Below are 18,208 nucleotides of genomic sequence, written 5' to 3'. Positions count from 1 at the left end.
AACCATCCTCAACACGCGGATCGCCCCTCCGCGCGGGGATGTGACTCTCTGACGCGAAACCGAATCAAGAGTGCGGCGAAAAAGTAACCTATAGACAGGGGCGGACAGAAAATCCTTACCGGATGGTCAGGTTCCGGTCAGCACACCAGCCCATGACCACGCACCCTAAAGGTGCGGATCATGGGCTGGGAAGGGCTCTCAGTGATTTGTGGCCACGGCGGTCGGTGTCCGAATCCGGCCGCCGTATGGCATCTGTGTCGTATTACTCAGTCTCGTTACTCGGTCTCGCGAATGACGTCGGCGCCGAGGGCGTTCAGCCGTTCCGCGAAGTTCGAGTGCCCGCGGTCGATGTAGTACGCGGAGCTGATCTCCGTCTCGCCTTCCGCGGCGAGCCCGGCGAGGACCAGGGCCGCGCCCGAGCGCAGGTCGTGCGCGACGGTCTGGGCGCCCTTGAGCGGGGTGCGGCCGTAGACCCTGGCGCGCTGGTTGCCGTCGACCTCGATCGACGCGCCCATCTTGATCAGCTCGTCGGCGAGCTGGAAGCGGCTGTCGAAGATCCGCTCGTAGATGTAGGACTCGCCCTCGGCCTGGCTGGCCAGCGCCATGATCGGCGACTGGAGGTCGGTGGCGAAGCCCGGGTACTCGTCGGTGATGACGTTGATCGGCCGCAGCGGGCGCTCGCGGCGGACCTGGAGCACCGCGCCCTGCTGGCTGAACTCCACGCCCATCTGCTCGAGCTTGTCGACCGCGACGCCCAGGTGCTCCATCTCCGCGCCGACCAGGCTGACCTCGCCACCGGTGATCGCGCAGGCCATCACCAGCACGCCCGCGTCGATCCGGTCGGGCATGACGGTGTGCTCGACGGCGGTGAGCTCGTCTACCCCGTGGACCCGGATGAAGCCGGTGCCGCCGCCCTCGATCTCGGCGCCCATCCGCTGCAGGAAGTCGATGTTGTCCAGGACCTCGGGCTCCAGCGCGGTGTTCTTGATCAGCGTGGTGCCGTTGGCCAGCGCGCCGGCCATGACGAGGTTCTCGGTGCCGGTGTGCGAGGGGGTGTCGCAGTAGAGCGTGCCCGCCTGGAGCTGGCCCACCTTCACATGGATGTTGGTGTCGTGCTCGGTGACGGTCGCGCCCATGCGCTTGAAGCCGTTGTAGTGGAAGTCGAGGTTCCGGCTGCCGAGGTTGCACCCCCCGACGCCCTCGATCACCGCCTCGCCGAGCCGGTGCAGCAGCGCCGGGACGAACAGGAAGGACCCGCGGAAACGGGCCGCGATGTCGGCCGGGAGCACCGGGCTGGACAGCTCGGAGGCGTCGATCACCAGGGTCCGCTCGGCCTCGTGCAGCTCGGCCTTGGCCCCGATGGCCTCGGCGAGCTCCACCGCGCGCCGGACGTCCTCGATGATCGGGACGTTCCGCAGCACCGTCCGTCCCTTGGCGGCCATGAGTGCGGCGCCGATCATCGGCAGGGCGGAGTTCTTCGCGCCCTGGATGAAGACGGTGCCTTGCAGCTGTCGGCCCCCGCGTACACGGTAGGTAACGCTCATTACCGGGTGGTCCCCTTCCCCTAGACACACGCGGCCCCAGTATTCCACCGGGCCCCGGATGCGCTGACCGTTCCGTCCCTGGTCCCGCGCGCTCGTTCCGATTGGGTGAGACTGCCGGACAGGTGCCGAGGTTCGGGTGTTCCGGCAGCTATCCCAGGACCCGCTCGATCTGCCCCGCGGCGTCGCGGGCCAGGCGTTCGGCCTCGCCCTTGGTGGCCTTGGGCCCGTAGACCGACACCGTCCCGAGGTAGCCCGGCGCGGTGAAGACCACGAACCACATGTTCACTTCGACCTCACCGCTCATCGTGACCAGTCCCACGGTCCGCGAACCCTCCCCGACGAAATGCCGGTCCGGGGTCTGCTCCAGCACCTGGTGGGTGGACCACTCGCCGCCGACCTTGGTCTTGTAGGTCCGGCAGAGCTTGGGCACCCGGCGCTCGATCTCGCGCTCGGCGGCCTGCGCGGAGACCGCCAGCAGCGTCTGGGTGACGGTCTCGCCGGTGGCCTTGGCGAAGGTGGTGAGGGCCGCGGGGGCCGCGGCGAGGTCGCCCGCGGTCTCCAGCGCCTTGGCGGCGTCGGCGCACTCGGGCTTGTCGAGCTTCACCTGGCCCTGGAGCTGGGTGAAGTTCCGGATCGCCCGGAGCATCCCGTACGTCCCCGATTCCGGCTCGCCCGCCCGGACGTATCCCGCGACGTCGCTGAGCAGCGCCTGACGGAGCTGGTCGGAGGTGTAGGAGGCCGCCCCGGCCTCGGGGGTCCGGACCGCGGGCGGCGCGGTGTCGTCGGCGCCGCCGGAGCAGCCCGCGGCGGAAGCGACGAGCACCGCCATAACCGGAGGGATCAGACGCTTCAGCAGCATGGAAGCCGACGATACTGCGCCCCGGCGCGGTGATCTTCGCGCCACAACGGGGTAGGCCGAGATCCAAGGGCTCAGTCTCGGGGGGAAAACAACATGTTCGGGAAGTTGCTCGCGGTGTCTGCCTTGACTGTTTCTCTCACTGCTTGTGGGGGTGGTGGTCAGGATGTCGCGGAAAGGGCTTCGGACGCCGTCGCGACGGCCTCGGGGGCCGCTGCCTCGAACGCGGCATCGGCTTCGGCGGCCGCGTCGGCCACGGCCGCGGCGGCCTGTCCGACCGCGGCGACCAAGAAGTTCGCCAAGACGCGGTTCGTGGCGGACGCCGGCCTGGCCTTCGGCGCCTTCAACCAGTGGATCCTCAAGCCCTACAAGGCGGGCGGCTTCAACGCGGACGCGGCCAACCGCAAGCGGACGATCGCCAAGGCCGTCGCGGCGGGCGCGTTCTCGCTCAACCGGCTGAACGCGGCGCGCAAGATGATCAACGCGGACCCGACGCTGTGCAAGTCGCTCAAGGCCCCGGTCGAGGCGGTCTGGGCGACCGCGACCGCCGCGATCGAGAAGATCAAGACCGGTGACGTCTCGGGCATCGGCGACGCCAGCAGCGCGCTCGAGGACATGCGCAAGCAGGCCAAGGACGACGGCCTCAACATCAAGGACCGGCAGCCGCCGTCCGGCTTCTAGCCGGGGCGGAGACGCACGAAGGACCCTGGAGCGCTCTCCGGGGTCCTTCGGCGTAGGTCGCGAGGAGACTCAGGTCAGCTGTCGCCCTTGCTCTGGTGGTCGTTGTACTCGGGCACGTACTCCTGCCCGGTGAGCTTCTGGATCGCCTGGACGATCTCGTCGGTGATCACCCTGCGGGCGCGGCCCTTGGGCATGGCGGCGTAGCCGCCGAACTCCAGCGGCTCGCCGATCCGGACGGTGACCCGCGTGCCGATCTTGGGGAAGCGGCTGCCGTACGGCTGGAGCTTCTCGGTGCCGACCAGCCCGACGGGCAGGACCTTGGCGCCGGTCTCCAGCACGAGCCATCCGGCGCCGGTGCGGCCGCGGTACAGCCGCCCGTCCATCGACCTGGTGCCTTCGGGGTAGAGCGCGAAGACGTCGCCGCCTTCGACGATCTCGGCGGCCTGCTCCAGGGAGCCCATCGCCGACGACCCGTCGCCGCGGGCCACCGGGACCATGCCCATCGAGGTGAAGAACCACCGGCTGAGCCGGCCCTTGAACCCGGTGCCTTCGAAGTACTCGGCCTTCGCCAGGAAGACGACCTTGAGGGGCAGCAGCGACACGGGGATGACGTAGCTGTCGATGAAGGACTGGTGATTGGCCGCAACGATCAGGGGGCCGGCCTCCGGGATGTTCTCCTGGCCCTCCACTTTGAGGTGGAACAGGACACGGAACGCGGGCGGCACCACCAGTCGCATGAAGCGATAGAGCAACGGGTCTCCCAAGGCTCCTGATGACCGATTTTCGGTGGGGTCACCCTATCGGGGTTCCGTTACTCGTCGGTGACCGGCCTGCTACCGGCTGGTAATACTTATCACCGGCGACCGTGTCGCTGCCCCGGTATTTGTCACGATTCCCCAATGATCTGCTTGGTAGCGGTGCCCGGCCGGAATCCGGTTCGGGTGGGCGCGTGTTACCACGAGGTAACACGTGGGTATCTATCTCAGACATCTCCGTACAGGGGAGGACCGATGGCAATCACCGACCGGTTGAGTGTCCCCGAGCGGCTGCGCCAGCTTCCGCAGCTCCCGCAAATCCCCCACCTCCCCCACATCCACGGCATTCCCGGTCTCCCGGCCCTGCCCTCGGCCACCTACCGGGTGAGCCACATCAAAGACATTCCGGTCCCCATGCCGGACGGTACGGTCCTCCTCGCCGACCGCTACGTGCCGCTGGGCGTCAAGACCCCCCCGACGATCCTCGTCCGCACCCCCTACGGACGCAGGGGCGTCACCGGCGCCATCAACGGCTACCCGTTCGCCTTCTTCGGCTACCAGATCGTCGTCCAGAGCGTCCGCGGGACGTTCGGCTCCGGTGGCAGCTTCGACCCGCTCAACGAGCAGGTGGACGGCCTCGCCACCGTCGAATGGCTCAAGCAGCAGCCCTGGTTCCACGGCACGTTCGCCACCTACGGGCCCAGCTACCTCGGGCACACCCAGTGGGCGATCGCCGGGAAGGCGGGGCCCGAGCACAAGGCGATGTCCCTGGCCGTCACCGCCTCCCAGTTCCGCGACGCGATCTACATCGGCGGATCCTTCGCGCTGGAGTCCACCCTCGGCTGGGCGTCGGTCACCACCCGGATCGAGCACCCCCTCGACCTCTTCCGGATGCGCCGCCGCACCGCGCGCGCGGTGCGCGCAGGGCTGCCGCTCGAAGAACTCGACGCCTACACGACCGGAGGCAGCGTCCCGTTCTTCCAGCAGCTCCTAGCGGGCCACGGGGTCCCCGAAGACCCGTTCTGGGACGGCCGGGTGCACAGCGCCGCCTGCGACGGGGACCTCCCGCCGGCGTCCATGGTCGGCGGCTGGTACGACGTCTTCCTGCCCTGGATGCTCAAGGACTACATCGCGATGCGGTCCACCGGGCAGACCCCGCAGCTCACCGTCGGGCCCTGGTGGCACGCCGACCCGCGGCACGGGCTCGTCGCGCTCCGCGAGTCCCTCGTGTGGTTCCGGGCGCACCTCAAGGACGACCCCTCAGGGCTGCGCGAGAACCCCGTCCGGCTGTTCGTCACCGGCGCGGGCGAATGGCGCGAGTACGCCGACTGGCCCGTCCCCGGCACGCGCACCGAACGCTGGCACCTCCAGGCCGGGCACGGCCTCGGCACCGACGGGCCCCGCGCGTCGAAGCCGGACACGTACCGCTACGACCCGAACGACCCGACCCCCGCGTTCGGCGGGCCGACCCTGCTGGGGATCGGCCGCCCCGTCGACCAGCGGCCCGCGGAACGCCGTCCCGACGTCCTGGTCTTCACCTCGCCGGAGCTGGCCGACGACCTCGACGTCATCGGGCCGGTGGCCGCCGAGCTGTACGTCAGGTCGACGCGGCCGCACACCGACTTCGTCGTCCGGCTCTGCGACGTCGCGCCGGACGGGTCGTCCAAGAACGTCTGCGAAGGGGGCCTGCGGCTCACCGCCGAGACCTCCCCGCCCGACGGCGACGGGGTCCGCAAGGTCGAACTCGACATGTGGCCGATCGCGCACCGGTTCAAGAAGGGCCACCGGCTGCGGGTCCACGTCGCCAGCGGCGCCTACCCGAAGATCGCCAGCAACCCGGGCACGGGCGAGCCGATCGGCTCCGCGCGCACCATGGTCGCCGCCGACCAGGAGGTCTACCACGACCCCGACCGCCCCTCGGCCCTCTTCCTACCGGTGATGTGACCCGACTTCGCCCTCTCTTCTTACGCCTCGGTGAGGAGAGAGGGCGATGTGATGTTCACCGTCTGGAGTGACGACCGGGCGGTGTCCCACATGTAACGATCAAACCGTGAAAATCCTGATCAATGTCGTCATCACCGCCCTCGCCCTCGCCGCCGCCACCTGGTTCCTCGACGGAATCGAGGTCACCGGGGCGGGTGACCAGGAGAAGGCACTCACCCTCGTCCTGGTCGCCCTGATCTTCGGGCTCGTCAACGCGGTGCTCAAGCCGATCATCAAGACCGTCGGCTGCGCCTTCTACGTGCTGACCCTCGGCCTCTTCGGCCTGGTCGTCAACGCCCTGCTCCTGCTGCTCACTTCGTGGATCGCCGGCGAGTTCGACCTCGCCTTCCACGTCGACGACTTCCTCACCGCCCTCTTCGGCGGCGTCATCGTCGCGGTGGTCAGCTGGGTGCTCAGCCTGGTTCTGGACAACGACTAGCCCTCACCCGCCCCGCTCCCGCATCCCCCGGACGCGTTCGGGCGCTCGGATCCCGGCGCCCGCCCCTCCGGACCTGCTCGCCCCGGGGGGCTCACCAGCCCTCCCGGGGCGGCCGGACGTATCCCCGCGCCCTTCGGGCCGCGGTCCCGGTCAGCGGGCGATCCGCAGCCTCGCCGAGGCGACCGTCACGGACTCGGCGCCGTGGTTCACCAGGTCGGCGCGGTAGCCGTGGTCGCCGCTGAGCCAGACCAGGCCCGAGACGGTGTGCTCGGTCCTGGTGCCGTGGCCGATCTTGTCCTCGCCGAAGTGGTCCTTCAGACGGATGTTCCCGGTCCGCTCGTACTCCCCGATGACGAGTTTGAGGCGCTCGCCCTTCTGGTGCCCGGTCACGATCGCGGAGAACGTCACGAGGTGCCAGTCGGCGGCCTTGGGGAGCCAGGCCGCGGACTTCGCGGCGTGCAGCCCGGACGGGTCGGCGTGCTCGACCGTCCAGGGGATCGACAGGCGGGCCCCCGGGGCCACCGTGACGGATCCCTCGGTCCCAAGGTCCAGAACGAGCGTCAGGGCCGCAGCGGCCGTCTCAGGGTCGGGCACGGGCTCCGGCGTCGGATCGCCCTTCGGTCGGGGCGCCCCGTCCTTGACCCATTTGTAGAGCTTCGCTCCGGGGCAGTCCGTGCTGTAGCCGTCCCGGTGGCCCTTGATCTCCTTGCCCGCGCCGCCCTTCGCGCGGACGTGGTCGATGGCGTCGCGGATTCCGTGCAGCATCGCGTCGTTCGGCACGGTCAGACCCTCGTTGCCGACCATGCCGAGCACCGCGTAGTGCCCGCTGTTCAGGCCCGCCCCGTTGGCTGCGGGCAGCTTGTGCAGGCCACGCCCTTCGAACACATACCTATGCGGACATACGCAAAAGCTGTAGCCGATGTCGTTCCAGCCGTTGCCGTCCATGTGGCCGTTCTGGATCTGCCGGACGAGCGCCGCGCAGCGGTCGTGGTCGTCGGCCATGCGGGGGTCCACCCGGCTGCCCGTGTAGTGCACCTTCACGCCCTTGGTGCCGGCCAGATGGGACGCCGCGGTGCGGGGGCTGCGCGCGCCCCACTGCTTGCGGGTGACGAGCTTCACGGGTTCCTCCGGGGGGAGCGGGACGGCTCGAAGCCGACCTTAACCCCGGGAAACCAACATCAGGGGTGAATCGCCATCAGACGGCCGGATCGCCGACCCGTCCGTCGGCGCGCTCCTCGGCCATGAGGACCTCCAGCTTGTCGCCGAGTTCCGCGCGGACCCGCTGCTCCATGCCCCGCGCGACGAACGGGTTCACCACCATCTGGACCAGCGGCCGCATCCGGCGGATCACCTCGGACACCCGGCCCGCGTCCGCGCCGAGGAGGTCGGCGTCCTTGAGCACGTGCGTGTCCACGAGGTCCACGAACCGGTTCGCGATCACCTCGCAGTCGCGGCGGATCTCGTCGGCGATCTCCAGCACCGCCTCCAGCGGCACCCCGCCCGCGACCAGCTCCGCGCCGACGTGCAGCAGCCGCGGGCTCGGCACCCGGAAGCGGTCGCCGTCCGGCTCGACCAGGCCCAGCTCGACGGCCCGGCGCAGCCGTTCCTCGATCTCGTCGGGCGCGGTGTCCAGCCCGAACGCCGCGACGAGCTCCTCGTAGGTCGCCCAGCCGGGGATCTCGTCGGTCCACGGGTCGGTGAGCACCTGCTCCAGCCCGAGCACCGCGCCGACGTCCCGGCCCGCCTCCCACGCGGCGACGAGGTCGCTGATGTTGGCGAGGGTGTAGCCGCGCTCCAGCATCTGCCCGATCAGCCGCAGCCGGGCGAGGTGAGCATCGTCATAGAGGCCGACGCGGCCGCGCAGCCGGGGCGGGGGGAGCAGGCCGCGGTCCTGGTAGGACCGGATGTTGCGGACTGTCGTCCCGGCACTTTGCGCCAGTTCGTCGATCCGGTACTCGACCATCGGCCCTCCTCCCGCTTGACCCCTCGGGGCCGGTCGTACGAATCTTACGCCTGACATCAATGAGACATTGTTCGATGTAACGGTCGGAGGCTCCGGACATGACGGACGCGCGCGAGGTCGAGGAACTCCTTCTCGGCGAACCGCTCACGCACACGATGACCGACATGGAAGAACTGTCCGGCTTGGACGCAGAAATCGGGCTGCGGCTCTGGTCGGCGCTCGGATTCCCCACCCCGTCACCCGAGGAGATCGCCTTCACCGAGGAGGACGTCACCGCGCTCGGCGAGATCCGCGAACTCCTCGACCACGACTACGTCGACGAGGAGATGATCCTGCGCGTCGCCCGAGGCGTCGGGCAGGGCATGAACCGGATGGCCAACCGGGTCGCCGAACTCTGGCTGGAACGGCTCGCCGAGCAGCTCGTCAAGCCCGGTGACGTCGCCGACGAGGACGCCGTCGTCGCCGCCCTCACCGCGAGCGCGGAACTGCGCCCCAAGTTCGAACGACTCCTCCTGCGCGCCTGGCGCCGCCAGCTCGCCGCCGCCGGAGTGCGGGCCTTCGGGGCCGCCGCCGACGCCACGGCCGACGCGGGCACCGGCACCGCGCTCGTCTCCGTCGGGTTCGCCGACATCGTCTCCTTCACCCGGCTGAGCAGGCGGCTCAGCCCGTCCGGGCTCGCCGAGCTCGTCGACAGGTTCGAGACGGCCACCGCGACGATCATCGCCGAGGAGGGCGGGCGGGTCATCAAGACCCTCGGCGACGAGGTGCTCTTCACCGCCCCCACCGCCGAGGCCGCCGCCGAGATCGGCCTGCGCATCTCCGACTGGTCCGCCGCCGACGACTTCCCCGACGTCCGGGTCGGCCTCGCCGGCGGAGAGGTCATCCTCCGGCTCGGCGACGTCTTCGGCACCCCCGTCAACCTCGCCGCCCGGCTCACCGCCGCGGCCCGGCCCGGCACCGTGCTCGCCGCGCCGGAACTCGCCGCCGACCTCGCCTCCGGCGACGGCTACACGCTGAGACGGCTCAGCGCGCGACCCCTCCAGGGGATCGGGAAGGTACGGCCCTACCTACTGCGCCGTCACAGCAGCGAAAGGCCCCAGCTCACCTCGACCTGATGCGCCGTCCCGTCGCTGCCGCTGACGATCGTCACCTCGGTGCTGCCCGGCAGCCGGATCAGCGCGGCCGGGAGCGTCACCTCCAGAACGAAAGGCTCCCCGGGATTCACCACCCCGCTCTCCTGGGCGAGCTGGATGTCGTCGTCGGCCGCCACCGCGGTGAAGGGCACCGGGCCGTTCTCCGCCGCCAACGGGATCTCCGACGTGCGGCCAAGGCCGATCGCCACCTCCGCGGCGCCCACGGTGAGCCGGGCCACCACCGGAGCCTGCTCCGCCGTCTCGGGGACGGTCACCTGCGGCTGATCCGCGGGAGCCGCCTCGGGCGCTGGCGAAGGCGCCGCCACCGGGGCGCCCCCATCGGTGTCCCCCTGCTCCCCGGGCGCGTCCGGATCGCTGGGCTCCGGCGAGTCCGTGCTCGTCACCTGGGGGACGTCCGGATCGTTGTCGTCACTGGCGTGGCCGGTGTCCGGCGCCGTCGGCGACGCCGAGGGTGTCACCCCCTGCGCCGGACCACCCTGCCCAGGCCCCTGACCGCCAGGCCCCGGCAGCTCCGCCTGCGCCTCCACCGGGGAGCGCACCGGCTGCTCCCCCGACGGCCACGCCAGCGGAGGCTCCCCCAGCTGCGGCCCCAGCACCAGGGTCGCCACGACCGCCGACGCCAGCGTCACCGCCATCCCGCTGCCCGCGATCACCCAGCGGCGGCCCATCCCGGACGGGGTGTCCGGCTGGCGCGGGAACCCCTCGGCCGTCAGATGCCCGCCCTTGGCGACGATGTCGGCCCGGTACCCGGCCAGCTCCGGATCCGTTCCGGTGTGCATCACCCGGTGCCTGAGCGCGTCCGGCGGCGCCGGCACGGCCGGCGCCGTCACCAGCGCGGGGAGCCCCACCCTGGCCCGCTTCCGGCACTCGGCGCACTGCCGCGCGTGCTCCTGGTCCTGCGGCCTGCGGTTGTCGGCCCGCACCACCACCGGACCCCGGCCGGAACACCTGCCCTCGTGCGCCCGCAACTGCGCGGCCACGGCGGTCTCCGCCCGGCGCCGCGCCCGCCCCGCCCGCGCCGCGGCCCGGTGCGGCGGCTCCCCGAGCACCGCCCCGAGATCACCGCCGACGATCCCGTGCCGCAGCGTCAGCAGCACGAGCTCCTGGTCGGCGAAGGAGATCCGGTCCAGCGCGCCCTGCACGATCACCCGCGCCTCGTCGATGGGCAGCCCGCTCATCTCGTCCAGACCCGGCACGCCTGAGAGCCACGCCAGCTCCCGCACCCGGGTCCGCAACAGCGCCCGCCGCCGCACCCCGCCGTACAGCCACGCCCGCAACCGCACCGGCGCCCGCATCCGCGGCGCCCTGCGCAACGCGTCCACGAACGTGTCGTGCACGATGTCCTCGGCCGCCCTGGGATCCCCCGCCAGCGCGTACCCGTAGTCGTAAAGCTGCTCCCCATAGACCGCGAAAGCCCTCTCCAGAGCCCCCGCGTCCTCCTCATGGAACCCGCGGACCAGCTCCCGGCCCCCCTCGGACCCCGACCCCGCCCATCTGACCATGCACGTCACCTCACCCGGCAACCTCCTGCATACACCCGCCCCCCACCCCCCCGCCCCCAGATCCCCCAAATCGTTCCCCACCCCCACTCACCCCACCCCATTCCCCCCAAACCCCCCACCCCTCCGACCCTCCCCCCACCCGTCCCCGCCATCCGATTCGCCCCCACCCCCCACCACCCTGTATGGTTATTCCCGTTGCCCCACCGCAACACCCACCAGCACCCGTAGCTCAATGGATAGAGCATCTGACTACGGATCAGAAGGTTAGGGGTTCGAATCCCTTCGGGTGCGCAGCACAAAGGCCAGGTCAGCACGATGCCGACCTGGCCTTTCGCATTTATCGGACACATGCATATGTCCGATTCACGGACGCGGAACCCGGCCGTGATCGGCTCCCCGTTCCCAATCCGTTCCCACGGGAACGGCCCCGTCCGGCCCGCATCCCGGCCCTGGTGGACCGTTCGCCCAGGTCACACCACCTGACGGCCCGGCTGTCCTGACGGGGCCCGTGGTGCGGGCAGCGGAGGAACCAGCGCGAGAGGCTTCCCCTTCCAAGCGCCGTCGCCGAGGACCTTCATGATCTTCTGCTTGTCGATGTCGCCTTGCCCGGTGAGGCACTTGGCGTAGGTCGTCATGAGGACCATGGGGCTGTTACCCGCCCACTCCGCGACCTGAGTCGCCGAGATTCCGGCGTTGAGCCAGGTCGACAGGCAGGCGTGACGGAGGTCGTAGGGCCTGGCCGCGAGCGGCGACGCCTGCTCTTCTTCTGTAAGGGCGTCTTCTCTGGCCAATCCCCAGAGCCGCTGGATCGTGCTCGTGGACAGCACCTTGCGCTGCACTCCGAAGAAGATCCGGTTATCCGGCCCGAGCCCGTTGTCCCTCTCGTGTCGGCGGAGGATCGCGACCAGGGGCGGCGGGATGGGAACCGGGCGCCCCTCACCTTTCGCCCGGTGCTTGAGCCCCCGGTCATCGCGGGCCTCGCCGGAGTCGGTCCAGTCCCGTCCGACATCCGGGGCCGCGCGGGTCAGGTAGAACTCGCCCCACTCCTCGTCGGTGCCGGGCAGCGTCCGCTCATGCCGTCTGACGTCGACGGCCTCCTCAGGGCGAAGACCGCAGTAGTAGAGCGTCGCGAAGAACGGCATCAGGTACGCGCCACTCGGCTTACGGCCATAGACCGCGTCGAGGAGAAGCTTCGCCTGATGCGGGTTGACGACCGACCGCCGATCCACCTGAAGAACCGCCTTCGCGGGAGGCTCCCACTTCAGGCTCTTGATCGGATCGGAGTCGAGAAGCTGAAGCTCGACCGCGTACCGCATCACGCTGTTCAGCATGTAGACGTGCTTGCGCGCGGTCTTCGCCGAAGCACGCGTCCCGTCGAGCTTGTTGATCGCCGCGTTGAGCAGCTCCCGCGCGTTGCCGGGCTTCGCCAGCCAGCCGACGTCTTCGCAGTTGTCCCCGACCCACGCGAGGATCTGCCGCTGCTCGTCGGGCGCGTTGGCGCGGTGCTTGGTATTGAAGGCCCACCGGCGCAGTGCCGTCCGCACCTCCTTGGCGGTGTACGGGCAGTCGCACTCGCGGAGCATCGCGAACGTGGCGTTCGCCAGCAGGTAGGAGAAGCCGAACCGGTGCTTGGCCGAGATGTCCGGCCAGCGCATGTCGATGAACCTGGTCGCCAGCTCGTACCAGCCCATCGTCGGCGTCTCATCGACGACCAACGTCCACGAGGCCGGACGCCCGGTGGCCTTGTCGAACGGCTCCGCGTTCTTCGCCGCCGTCTGAATCCTGCTCCGGTAAGCGTCGGCCTGCGCAAGGTTCTTGCATGTCTCGGTGAACTTCCTCCCGTCCACCTTCCACGCCGCCCGATACGACGTCACCTCGCCCCGGGCATTGACGCGACTCTCGATCGCCAGCACCCGAACGTTGAAGGTCGTGCCGTGGTTCACCCGCCTCACCCCTCCCGCTCGGTGAGCCAGAGGTCGAGATCGGCCCGCCGCACCCGAATGCACCCGTTGGGCAGCTTCACGCACCGAGGCGCGTTCCCCTTCGCCCTCCAGTCGTAGAAGGTCGACCGTGTGATCCCGAGCTCCGCACAGACGATCGGGACGGACAGCAGCACCGGAGCCTCGTCGGCGAACCGAGCCCTGGACCTGGCGAGCGAGGTATCAGACACGGGCCACCCGCCTCCGCGCCCGCTTCACCGCGCGAACGGGGACACCTGCCGCAGCAAGCCGCAGCAGAACGCTCGCGGAGCTGTCCCGCGCGCAGGAGAGCCGGCTGGCGGACTGGACTGCGACGAGGTCGAACCGCCTTCCAGGCTGAGCGGCTTCGAGCAGGAGATCATCGAGCCTCCCGTTCCGTTCCAGCCCGAACCCGTCCGGCAGCCGCTCCGCGCCTTCCTCACCTCGGCGGCCGACGTCGAAGAAGACCGCGGTGATCGACTCGGACGGCAGAAGCATCCGCTCACACGCCTCGCTGAGCCATGAGCTGTTCCTCGGCCCGACCGACCTCAACAGCACGCCCGTAGAAGGCGACCCTCAACATGATGTGTCCCCCATTCGTTCATCGGCCGCCATCCGGCCGGGACCGGGATCGACGCCGACCTCGTTCCGCCCCGTCAAGTCGTCACTCGCGGCCACAGCGAAGAACACGCCGCCCCGCACCTGACCGTTCGCCTACACAAATGGAGCACCCGGAAACAGAGCTGATTCGGAAGGGAAGGAGAGTAAAAATCCGAGACCCCTGCGCTCTGCATGTACCGCATCGCCGTGCGCAGGCACGTCGCGTCTCGCGAAGGGTCTTGATCCGACGACATCGGCAGCGAGGCCCGGGGGCACTGCGAGCCCCCGGCTGCGCCCGTCTGCCACCGACAGCAACGCCGGGGCCAAAGTGACGCCCCGGCATACGATGACCCGCCCCAGGGCGTCAGGACGCGATTGGGGGCCGTGGGTGGCATACAGAGGGCATTAACGAGGACGGTCACGAATGACCGATTCGGCAGGCCGTTCCTGCGGGATTCTTCGCGGTGGTGTTCGCCTTATAGGTGAGTCGGGGGGATTGCCGGTAGGGGCAACACGCGGCGCAAGCAGCAGGAACTCAACGCGACCGACCTACCTGTTAAAGGTGCCACACAGATTGGTATACGGATTGGGCCCCCGATTGGGCCACGGATTGGCAATCTGACACTTCATGACGACCCCGCCAAAACGAACAGGAGCCTCCCCTCGGGACAGTCCCCCAAGAAAAGGCCCCTGCACTACGGTGGCCCATGGGGCCAGCCCGCCACCGACGGGCTGGCCCCGCTACCCGGCCATCGGCTCGGAGAAGGGCAAGGACCGAAGCTCGGCCCAGACGGTGTGCCCCTCACGCTCGTCCCCCCAGTAACCGGATCGAACGGCGAGCCTGGTCACCAGTTCAAGCCCCCTCCCGCCCTCACTGAACCGCCCTTCCTGGCGCATTCCAACGCGCGGCGCCCCCGACCCGCCGAGGTCCTGCACGGCGATGCCCGGCGTGCGGCCGAGCATGACGTAAACGACGAAGTGCCCGCCCCTGGCCCCCGAGACCGTGTGCCGGATCGCGTTGGAGACCAGCTCCGCCGCGACGAGCTCGGAATCGAACCCGCAACGCGGCCCGAGCATCCGCCGCGCGTACATCCGCGCCAACGCCGCCTGACTCGCGTACCACGCATACCGCTGCTGCCCAACGAACGTGCCGCTCTCCGGCGACTCCCAAGGCCCGTGCCCACGTTCGAGTTCAACACCCATCGATTCCCTCACTTCCCCGACCCGCCCGCCACCGCACACACGGCGTAGCACCGAACAGACGAACCGGGGACCATGAGGAATCGACTCGGCAAATTGCGTCAAGTCCGACCTTGAGATAAATGAAGAGCGATCTGGAATATGTAATATTCAAGGAAGCGAGTCCGTAGTCCGACTTTGCCAGACTTGCCACTGAAGATCAGGGGTTATCGAATGGAGATTGCGAGCAGGGCTGCCGGCAGCCTTGGTCCGATGAAGACGATCGGACCGAGCGCGAGTAAACCGACGTTCGCTGAACTGCTCTCCGAGTGCGTCACCTCAGCGGTACACCTGGAGATGCATGATCGGCACCTCACCACGGACCCGGCGTTCCTTGCGTGGAAAGCCGGGCAGCCCCACGAGGAGGACACCGAGCCGTACCGCGTGTTCCGCGCGCTGGTCTCGGACACCGTCGCCAGGGGCGTCGTCGCCCGAAGGGCCCGCATCGTGTCAGAGCCGGTATCCGACTATGTGCGCTGGGAACACAGCCTCACCGAACCGCACAACATCGCCGCAGAGGAACTCGTCCGCTGGCTTCCTCGCGAACGCGCGTCAGCACTCGCTCTGCCCGGAAACCCGTTCTGGGTCTTCGACGGCCGCTTGGTCCGCTTCTCCATCTTCGACGGAGACGGTGCCCTCGTCGGCCATCAGTTCACCGAGGAACCCGCCATCGTCGAGTTCTGCACCTCGGCTTTCGAGACGGTGTGGGGCCGCGCGACCGACCACGCCGACTACTGCATATCCACCGACTGAATCCGCTCCGAAAGTGGCCCTACGCTCCGGTTTCTCCGATCAGCTCCGCCCAGACGGTGTGCCCCGCTCCCGGCTCGGTCCGGGTCCCGTGCGACGCGGCCAGGTCGGCCACGATGAACAGACCGCGGCCCTCCTCGGCGAGCGGCCCGGAGTTCTCCCAGGCGAGTGCGCTGTTGGCTCCCTGGTCGGTGACGGAGACGATCACTCGGGCACCATCGGCGACGACTTCGACGCCGAACCATCCTCCGTCCGCGCCCGACCTCGTGTGCTGGAGGGAGTTGTTCGCCAGCTCCGTGACGATGAGGGCGGCATCGTCTTCGAGACCGGTTCCCGCGAGCAGTATCCTGACGAAGGCACGAGCGCGCCGAACCTGATCGAGGTGTCCCGGGAACGTCGCCCTCCAGACGCGTGCGCCCCGGGCACGCAGCCATTCGCCCTCTCTCAGGCTCGGTGTGCTGAGGACCGATGTCATGTCGTTCTCCATGCAGGAATCGGGGTTGCGGAGTCGGCGTGGAGGCCGCCCGCCTACGCGAACTGGCGGCGTTCCACCGGAACCCGACCGATGTGTTCGGCACCGGGCCCATCACTCAAAGCGAATACCTGCGCACAAGGCGACGTCAGGAGGAGACTGGAGGAGACCAGCGAGAATCCCACCGTCGAAGACGATGAGGAGCACATGGGCCAGGACGCGGTAAGACCTCCCTGGGCGGAAGAGATCCGAACCCGGCGCCATCGCCTGTGCTGGAGCCAGAAGGAGCTCGCTCGCCGGCTCTTCCTGGCAGCCGATGAGAAGACGAGAGCGCAGCTCCCGAGCCGAGACTCGATCGTCCGCGAGATCCGGTTCCACGAGCGGGGAGAACACCGCCCAGGGCCGGTCTACGCCGAGCTATACCGGCGGGTGTGGGAGATCGCGTTCAACGGCGAACGGCAAGGCGCGGCGTCTTCTCTGGAGGATGAGGACGCCACGCGGATCGTCGCTCGGGCGCGCGCTCTGACGTACTCGAACGTGGATGACGCCGTGCTCGACGATGCTGAACTGTCGATCGCGAGGGTCGTCGGCGCTTACGAGGGCGAAGGCCCCTGGCCGCTGGCCCAGCGGATGCTTCTGCTGCGGCAGACCCTGCACGGCCTCCTCGACGGCCGACAGTCGGCCAGGCAGCGCCGCGCCCTCTTCCGCCTGGCGGCGAAAGTTTCAGGGCTGCTCGCCTACATGGCCGTGAACCTCGACAAACCGTCATTGTGCGACGCCTACTGCACCGAGGCCGAGCTTCTCGCGCGTGAGGCCGAAGACGTCGAGCTGGCGATGTGGACGATGGGGACCCGCTCGTTCGGGCTTTACTACCAAGGCCGCTACGCCGATGCCGACCACGCCGCCGCGGCCGGGATCAGGCTCGCTCCGTCCAACCCGCAGGCCATCAGGCTCCTCGTCAACGGACGGGCTCGGGCACTCGCCCGCACGACCGGGCACAATACGGAGGCTCGGCGACGGATCGAGGAGGCGCTGACCTTGTCCGATACTTCGGAAGGCCTGCCCGGAGGAATGTCCTCATGCGTCGCCTTCACCCCGTACAGCCCGGCCCGCACCATGGCCAACGCCGCGACCGCGCTGCTGTCCCTCGGGGACCACACCCAGGTCCTGGAGCACGCCGAAGCCCTCGATCCCCTCGTGGAGGAGTCCGACTCCCGCTGGAGCAAGGCACTCCTCCGCCTCGACACCGCAAGCGCGCTCCTCACCCAACGAGACCCAGACGTGGGCCGCGCCCTGGAACTCGGACACCAGGCCCTGTGCATGACGGTCTCCGCACCCATCAAGTCCATCGGGCAGCGGGCCGAGGAACTCGCCCAGAAAGCCTCCCGCTGGAGCAGTACGCCGGAGGCAATCGGCTTCCGTCACCGCCTCGCCTCGTGGAAGGCCACAGCCCGCACCCGCCACACCGCCAAGACAGCACCATGACGCCCCGGCTACACCACGACGAGGAGTCCTTCCCCGCCGCTCCGCCCTCTGACCTGCACGATCCGGCTGCCATCCTGACCCGGGACTGGGACGCCTACCGGGACCTCGACACGATGAAGGACCACTGGGACCGAGCGCGCTGGCATCCCGAATACCGCGCCTACTACTGGATGCTCACCTTCCCCGAAGCTCCTGACCTGCTAAAGCTCGCCCGCCACTGCCAGGACGCCCTGGCACCGCTCGGCATGGACAACATCCCCGAAGACGGCCTCCACATCACCATGACCAAGATCGGCGAGACCGACCGCGTCACTCCGAACCAGCTCGCCGACCTGGCCGCCACAACGCTCCCCACGAGATTCACCCTTACCGCCCATCCCCTCATCGGGTCACGCGGGGCCGCCCGCTTCACCATCACGCCCTGGCACCACCTGGCCGACCTCCATCAGACCCTCACCACCGCCAATGCCAGAGCGGGAGTTCCCGGCGGCCGTCCGACGCCGAGCTTCCGTCCCCACCTGGGCGTGGCCTACAACAACCGCCCCCGCCCCGCCCAAGACCTCCTTCCCTACCTCCTCTCGCTCCACGCCCTACTTCCAGTACGGATCGCGGTGAGGTCCGTCGAGTTGGTGGAACTCCGCAGGGAAGACGCTGCCTACCGCTGGACGGTCCTGCACTCCCTTCCGCTGAACGACCGTCTCCTCTGATCTCCTCTGCCCGTCTCCTCCCGCGCCGACGTTCACTTGCCGTGGCGATCCGCTCCGCTCCCGGCCTCCGGGAGCGGGGCGGATCACGGCAGCAAGATGCCCGCTCGATGGAGAGGAACG

General features: G+C 69.2%; 19 protein-coding genes and 1 tRNA gene. 8 read left to right on the top strand and 12 right to left on the bottom strand.

The features are described 5' to 3' along the window. Positions 1–275 precede the first annotated feature (275 nt). The 3 genes from murA to EDD29_RS46035 all read right to left on the bottom strand — a co-directional run bounded on the left by murA (position 276) and on the right by EDD29_RS46035 (position 2,702). Entirely contained in the window at positions 276–1,544 is a 1,269-nt protein-coding gene (gene murA / locus EDD29_RS41060) for a UDP-N-acetylglucosamine 1-carboxyvinyltransferase (RefSeq protein WP_123669542.1), read from the bottom strand. 148 nt (positions 1,545–1,692) lie between these two features. After that, complete coding sequence (locus tag EDD29_RS41055) at positions 1,693–2,403, bottom strand: hypothetical protein (protein ID WP_148086266.1); 711 nt, start codon at positions 2,401–2,403, stop codon at positions 1,693–1,695. A gap of 158 nt (positions 2,404–2,561) precedes the next feature. Next, entirely contained in the window at positions 2,562–2,702 is a 141-nt protein-coding gene (locus EDD29_RS46035) for a hypothetical protein (RefSeq protein ID WP_170201765.1), read from the bottom strand. 10 nt (positions 2,703–2,712) lie between these two features. On the opposite strand from EDD29_RS46035, the gene EDD29_RS41045 reads away from it, so the two are divergent. Beyond that, a complete protein-coding gene (locus EDD29_RS41045; RefSeq protein WP_123669539.1) occupies positions 2,713–3,081 on the top strand; it encodes a hypothetical protein in 369 nt (122 codons plus the stop codon). A gap of 74 nt (positions 3,082–3,155) precedes the next feature. Here EDD29_RS41045 and EDD29_RS41040 read toward each other — a convergent pair whose 3' ends face one another. After that, entirely contained in the window at positions 3,156–3,818 is a 663-nt protein-coding gene (locus EDD29_RS41040; RefSeq protein ID WP_246053267.1) for a lysophospholipid acyltransferase family protein, read from the bottom strand. 273 nt (positions 3,819–4,091) lie between these two features. Here EDD29_RS41040 and EDD29_RS41035 point away from each other — a divergent pair, with 273 nt between their 5' ends. Together EDD29_RS41035 and EDD29_RS41030 are read left to right on the top strand one after the other, a co-directional pair. Continuing rightward, positions 4,092–5,780: a CocE/NonD family hydrolase gene (locus EDD29_RS41035; RefSeq protein ID WP_211360158.1), complete on the top strand. Its 1,689-nt coding sequence runs from the start codon at positions 4,092–4,094 to the stop codon at positions 5,778–5,780. A 106-nt stretch (positions 5,781–5,886) separates the two neighbouring features. After that, on the top strand, positions 5,887–6,258 hold the full coding sequence (locus EDD29_RS41030) for a phage holin family protein (RefSeq protein ID WP_123669537.1): 372 nt from the start codon (positions 5,887–5,889) through the stop codon (positions 6,256–6,258). A gap of 150 nt (positions 6,259–6,408) precedes the next feature. Here EDD29_RS41030 and EDD29_RS46605 read toward each other — a convergent pair whose 3' ends face one another. Both EDD29_RS46605 and EDD29_RS41020 read right to left on the bottom strand, forming a co-directional pair. Next, positions 6,409–7,377: a peptidoglycan recognition protein family protein gene (locus tag EDD29_RS46605; protein WP_211360157.1), complete on the bottom strand. Its 969-nt coding sequence runs from the start codon at positions 7,375–7,377 to the stop codon at positions 6,409–6,411. A 76-nt stretch (positions 7,378–7,453) separates the two neighbouring features. Continuing rightward, positions 7,454–8,221 carry a MerR family transcriptional regulator gene (locus EDD29_RS41020; RefSeq protein ID WP_123669536.1) on the bottom strand — a complete coding sequence of 256 codons (768 nt, stop codon included), beginning with the start codon at positions 8,219–8,221 and terminating at the stop codon, positions 7,454–7,456. A gap of 98 nt (positions 8,222–8,319) precedes the next feature. On the opposite strand from EDD29_RS41020, the gene EDD29_RS41015 reads away from it, so the two are divergent. Continuing rightward, the gene (locus EDD29_RS41015; RefSeq protein WP_123669535.1) at positions 8,320–9,336 is read left to right on the top strand and encodes an adenylate/guanylate cyclase domain-containing protein; all 1,017 of its coding nucleotides are present in this window, start codon (positions 8,320–8,322) and stop codon (positions 9,334–9,336) included. Here EDD29_RS41015 and EDD29_RS47940 read toward each other — a convergent pair. Then, a complete protein-coding gene (locus tag EDD29_RS47940) occupies positions 9,300–10,877 on the bottom strand; it encodes an RNA polymerase sigma factor (RefSeq protein WP_148086265.1) in 1,578 nt (525 codons plus the stop codon). The genes EDD29_RS41015 and EDD29_RS47940 overlap by 37 nt on opposite strands. Positions 10,878–11,095: 218 nt before the next feature. On the opposite strand from EDD29_RS47940, the gene EDD29_RS41005 reads away from it, so the two are divergent. Continuing rightward, a tRNA-Arg gene (locus tag EDD29_RS41005) sits at positions 11,096–11,168 on the top strand. 179 nt (positions 11,169–11,347) lie between these two features. Here the strand turns inward: EDD29_RS41005 and EDD29_RS41000 are convergent. The 4 genes from EDD29_RS41000 to EDD29_RS40985 form a co-directional block, all read right to left on the bottom strand. Further along, a complete protein-coding gene (locus EDD29_RS41000) occupies positions 11,348–12,820 on the bottom strand; it encodes a tyrosine-type recombinase/integrase (RefSeq protein WP_123669533.1) in 1,473 nt (490 codons plus the stop codon). A gap of 5 nt (positions 12,821–12,825) precedes the next feature. Then, positions 12,826–13,047 carry a helix-turn-helix transcriptional regulator gene (locus EDD29_RS40995; protein ID WP_246053266.1) on the bottom strand — a complete coding sequence of 74 codons (222 nt, stop codon included), beginning with the start codon at positions 13,045–13,047 and terminating at the stop codon, positions 12,826–12,828. Next, entirely contained in the window at positions 13,040–13,333 is a 294-nt protein-coding gene (locus tag EDD29_RS40990) for a hypothetical protein (protein ID WP_123669532.1), read from the bottom strand. Before EDD29_RS40990 ends, EDD29_RS40995 begins: the two co-directional genes overlap by 8 nt. Positions 13,334–14,176: 843 nt before the next feature. After that, entirely contained in the window at positions 14,177–14,638 is a 462-nt protein-coding gene (locus EDD29_RS40985; protein WP_123669531.1) for an ATP-binding protein, read from the bottom strand. A 183-nt stretch (positions 14,639–14,821) separates the two neighbouring features. Between EDD29_RS40985 and EDD29_RS40980 the strand changes: the two genes are divergently transcribed. Then, on the top strand, positions 14,822–15,427 hold the full coding sequence (locus EDD29_RS40980) for a DUF6879 family protein (RefSeq protein ID WP_246053265.1): 606 nt from the start codon (positions 14,822–14,824) through the stop codon (positions 15,425–15,427). Between the two features lie 19 nt (positions 15,428–15,446). Here EDD29_RS40980 and EDD29_RS40975 read toward each other — a convergent pair whose 3' ends face one another. Beyond that, entirely contained in the window at positions 15,447–15,899 is a 453-nt protein-coding gene (locus tag EDD29_RS40975) for an ATP-binding protein (RefSeq protein WP_123669529.1), read from the bottom strand. Positions 15,900–15,989: 90 nt separating this feature from the next. Here EDD29_RS40975 and EDD29_RS46030 point away from each other — a divergent pair, with 90 nt between their 5' ends. Together EDD29_RS46030 and EDD29_RS40965 are read left to right on the top strand one after the other, a co-directional pair. Next, the gene (locus EDD29_RS46030; protein ID WP_483902883.1) at positions 15,990–17,381 is read left to right on the top strand and encodes an NsdA family TPR-like regulatory protein; all 1,392 of its coding nucleotides are present in this window, start codon (positions 15,990–15,992) and stop codon (positions 17,379–17,381) included. Continuing rightward, positions 17,378–18,088, top strand: coding sequence for a 2'-5' RNA ligase family protein (locus tag EDD29_RS40965; protein WP_123669528.1), 711 nt, complete (start codon positions 17,378–17,380; stop codon positions 18,086–18,088). The genes EDD29_RS46030 and EDD29_RS40965 overlap by 4 nt, the downstream gene beginning before the upstream one ends. Positions 18,089–18,208: the final 120 nt, after the last annotated feature.

This window comes from Actinocorallia herbida (genome assembly GCF_003751225.1).
Taxonomy (GTDB): domain Bacteria; phylum Actinomycetota; class Actinomycetes; order Streptosporangiales; family Streptosporangiaceae; genus Actinocorallia; species Actinocorallia herbida.
The sequence above is the reverse complement of the archived record's forward strand: the minus strand, read 5'-3'. Positions and strand labels throughout refer to the sequence as shown.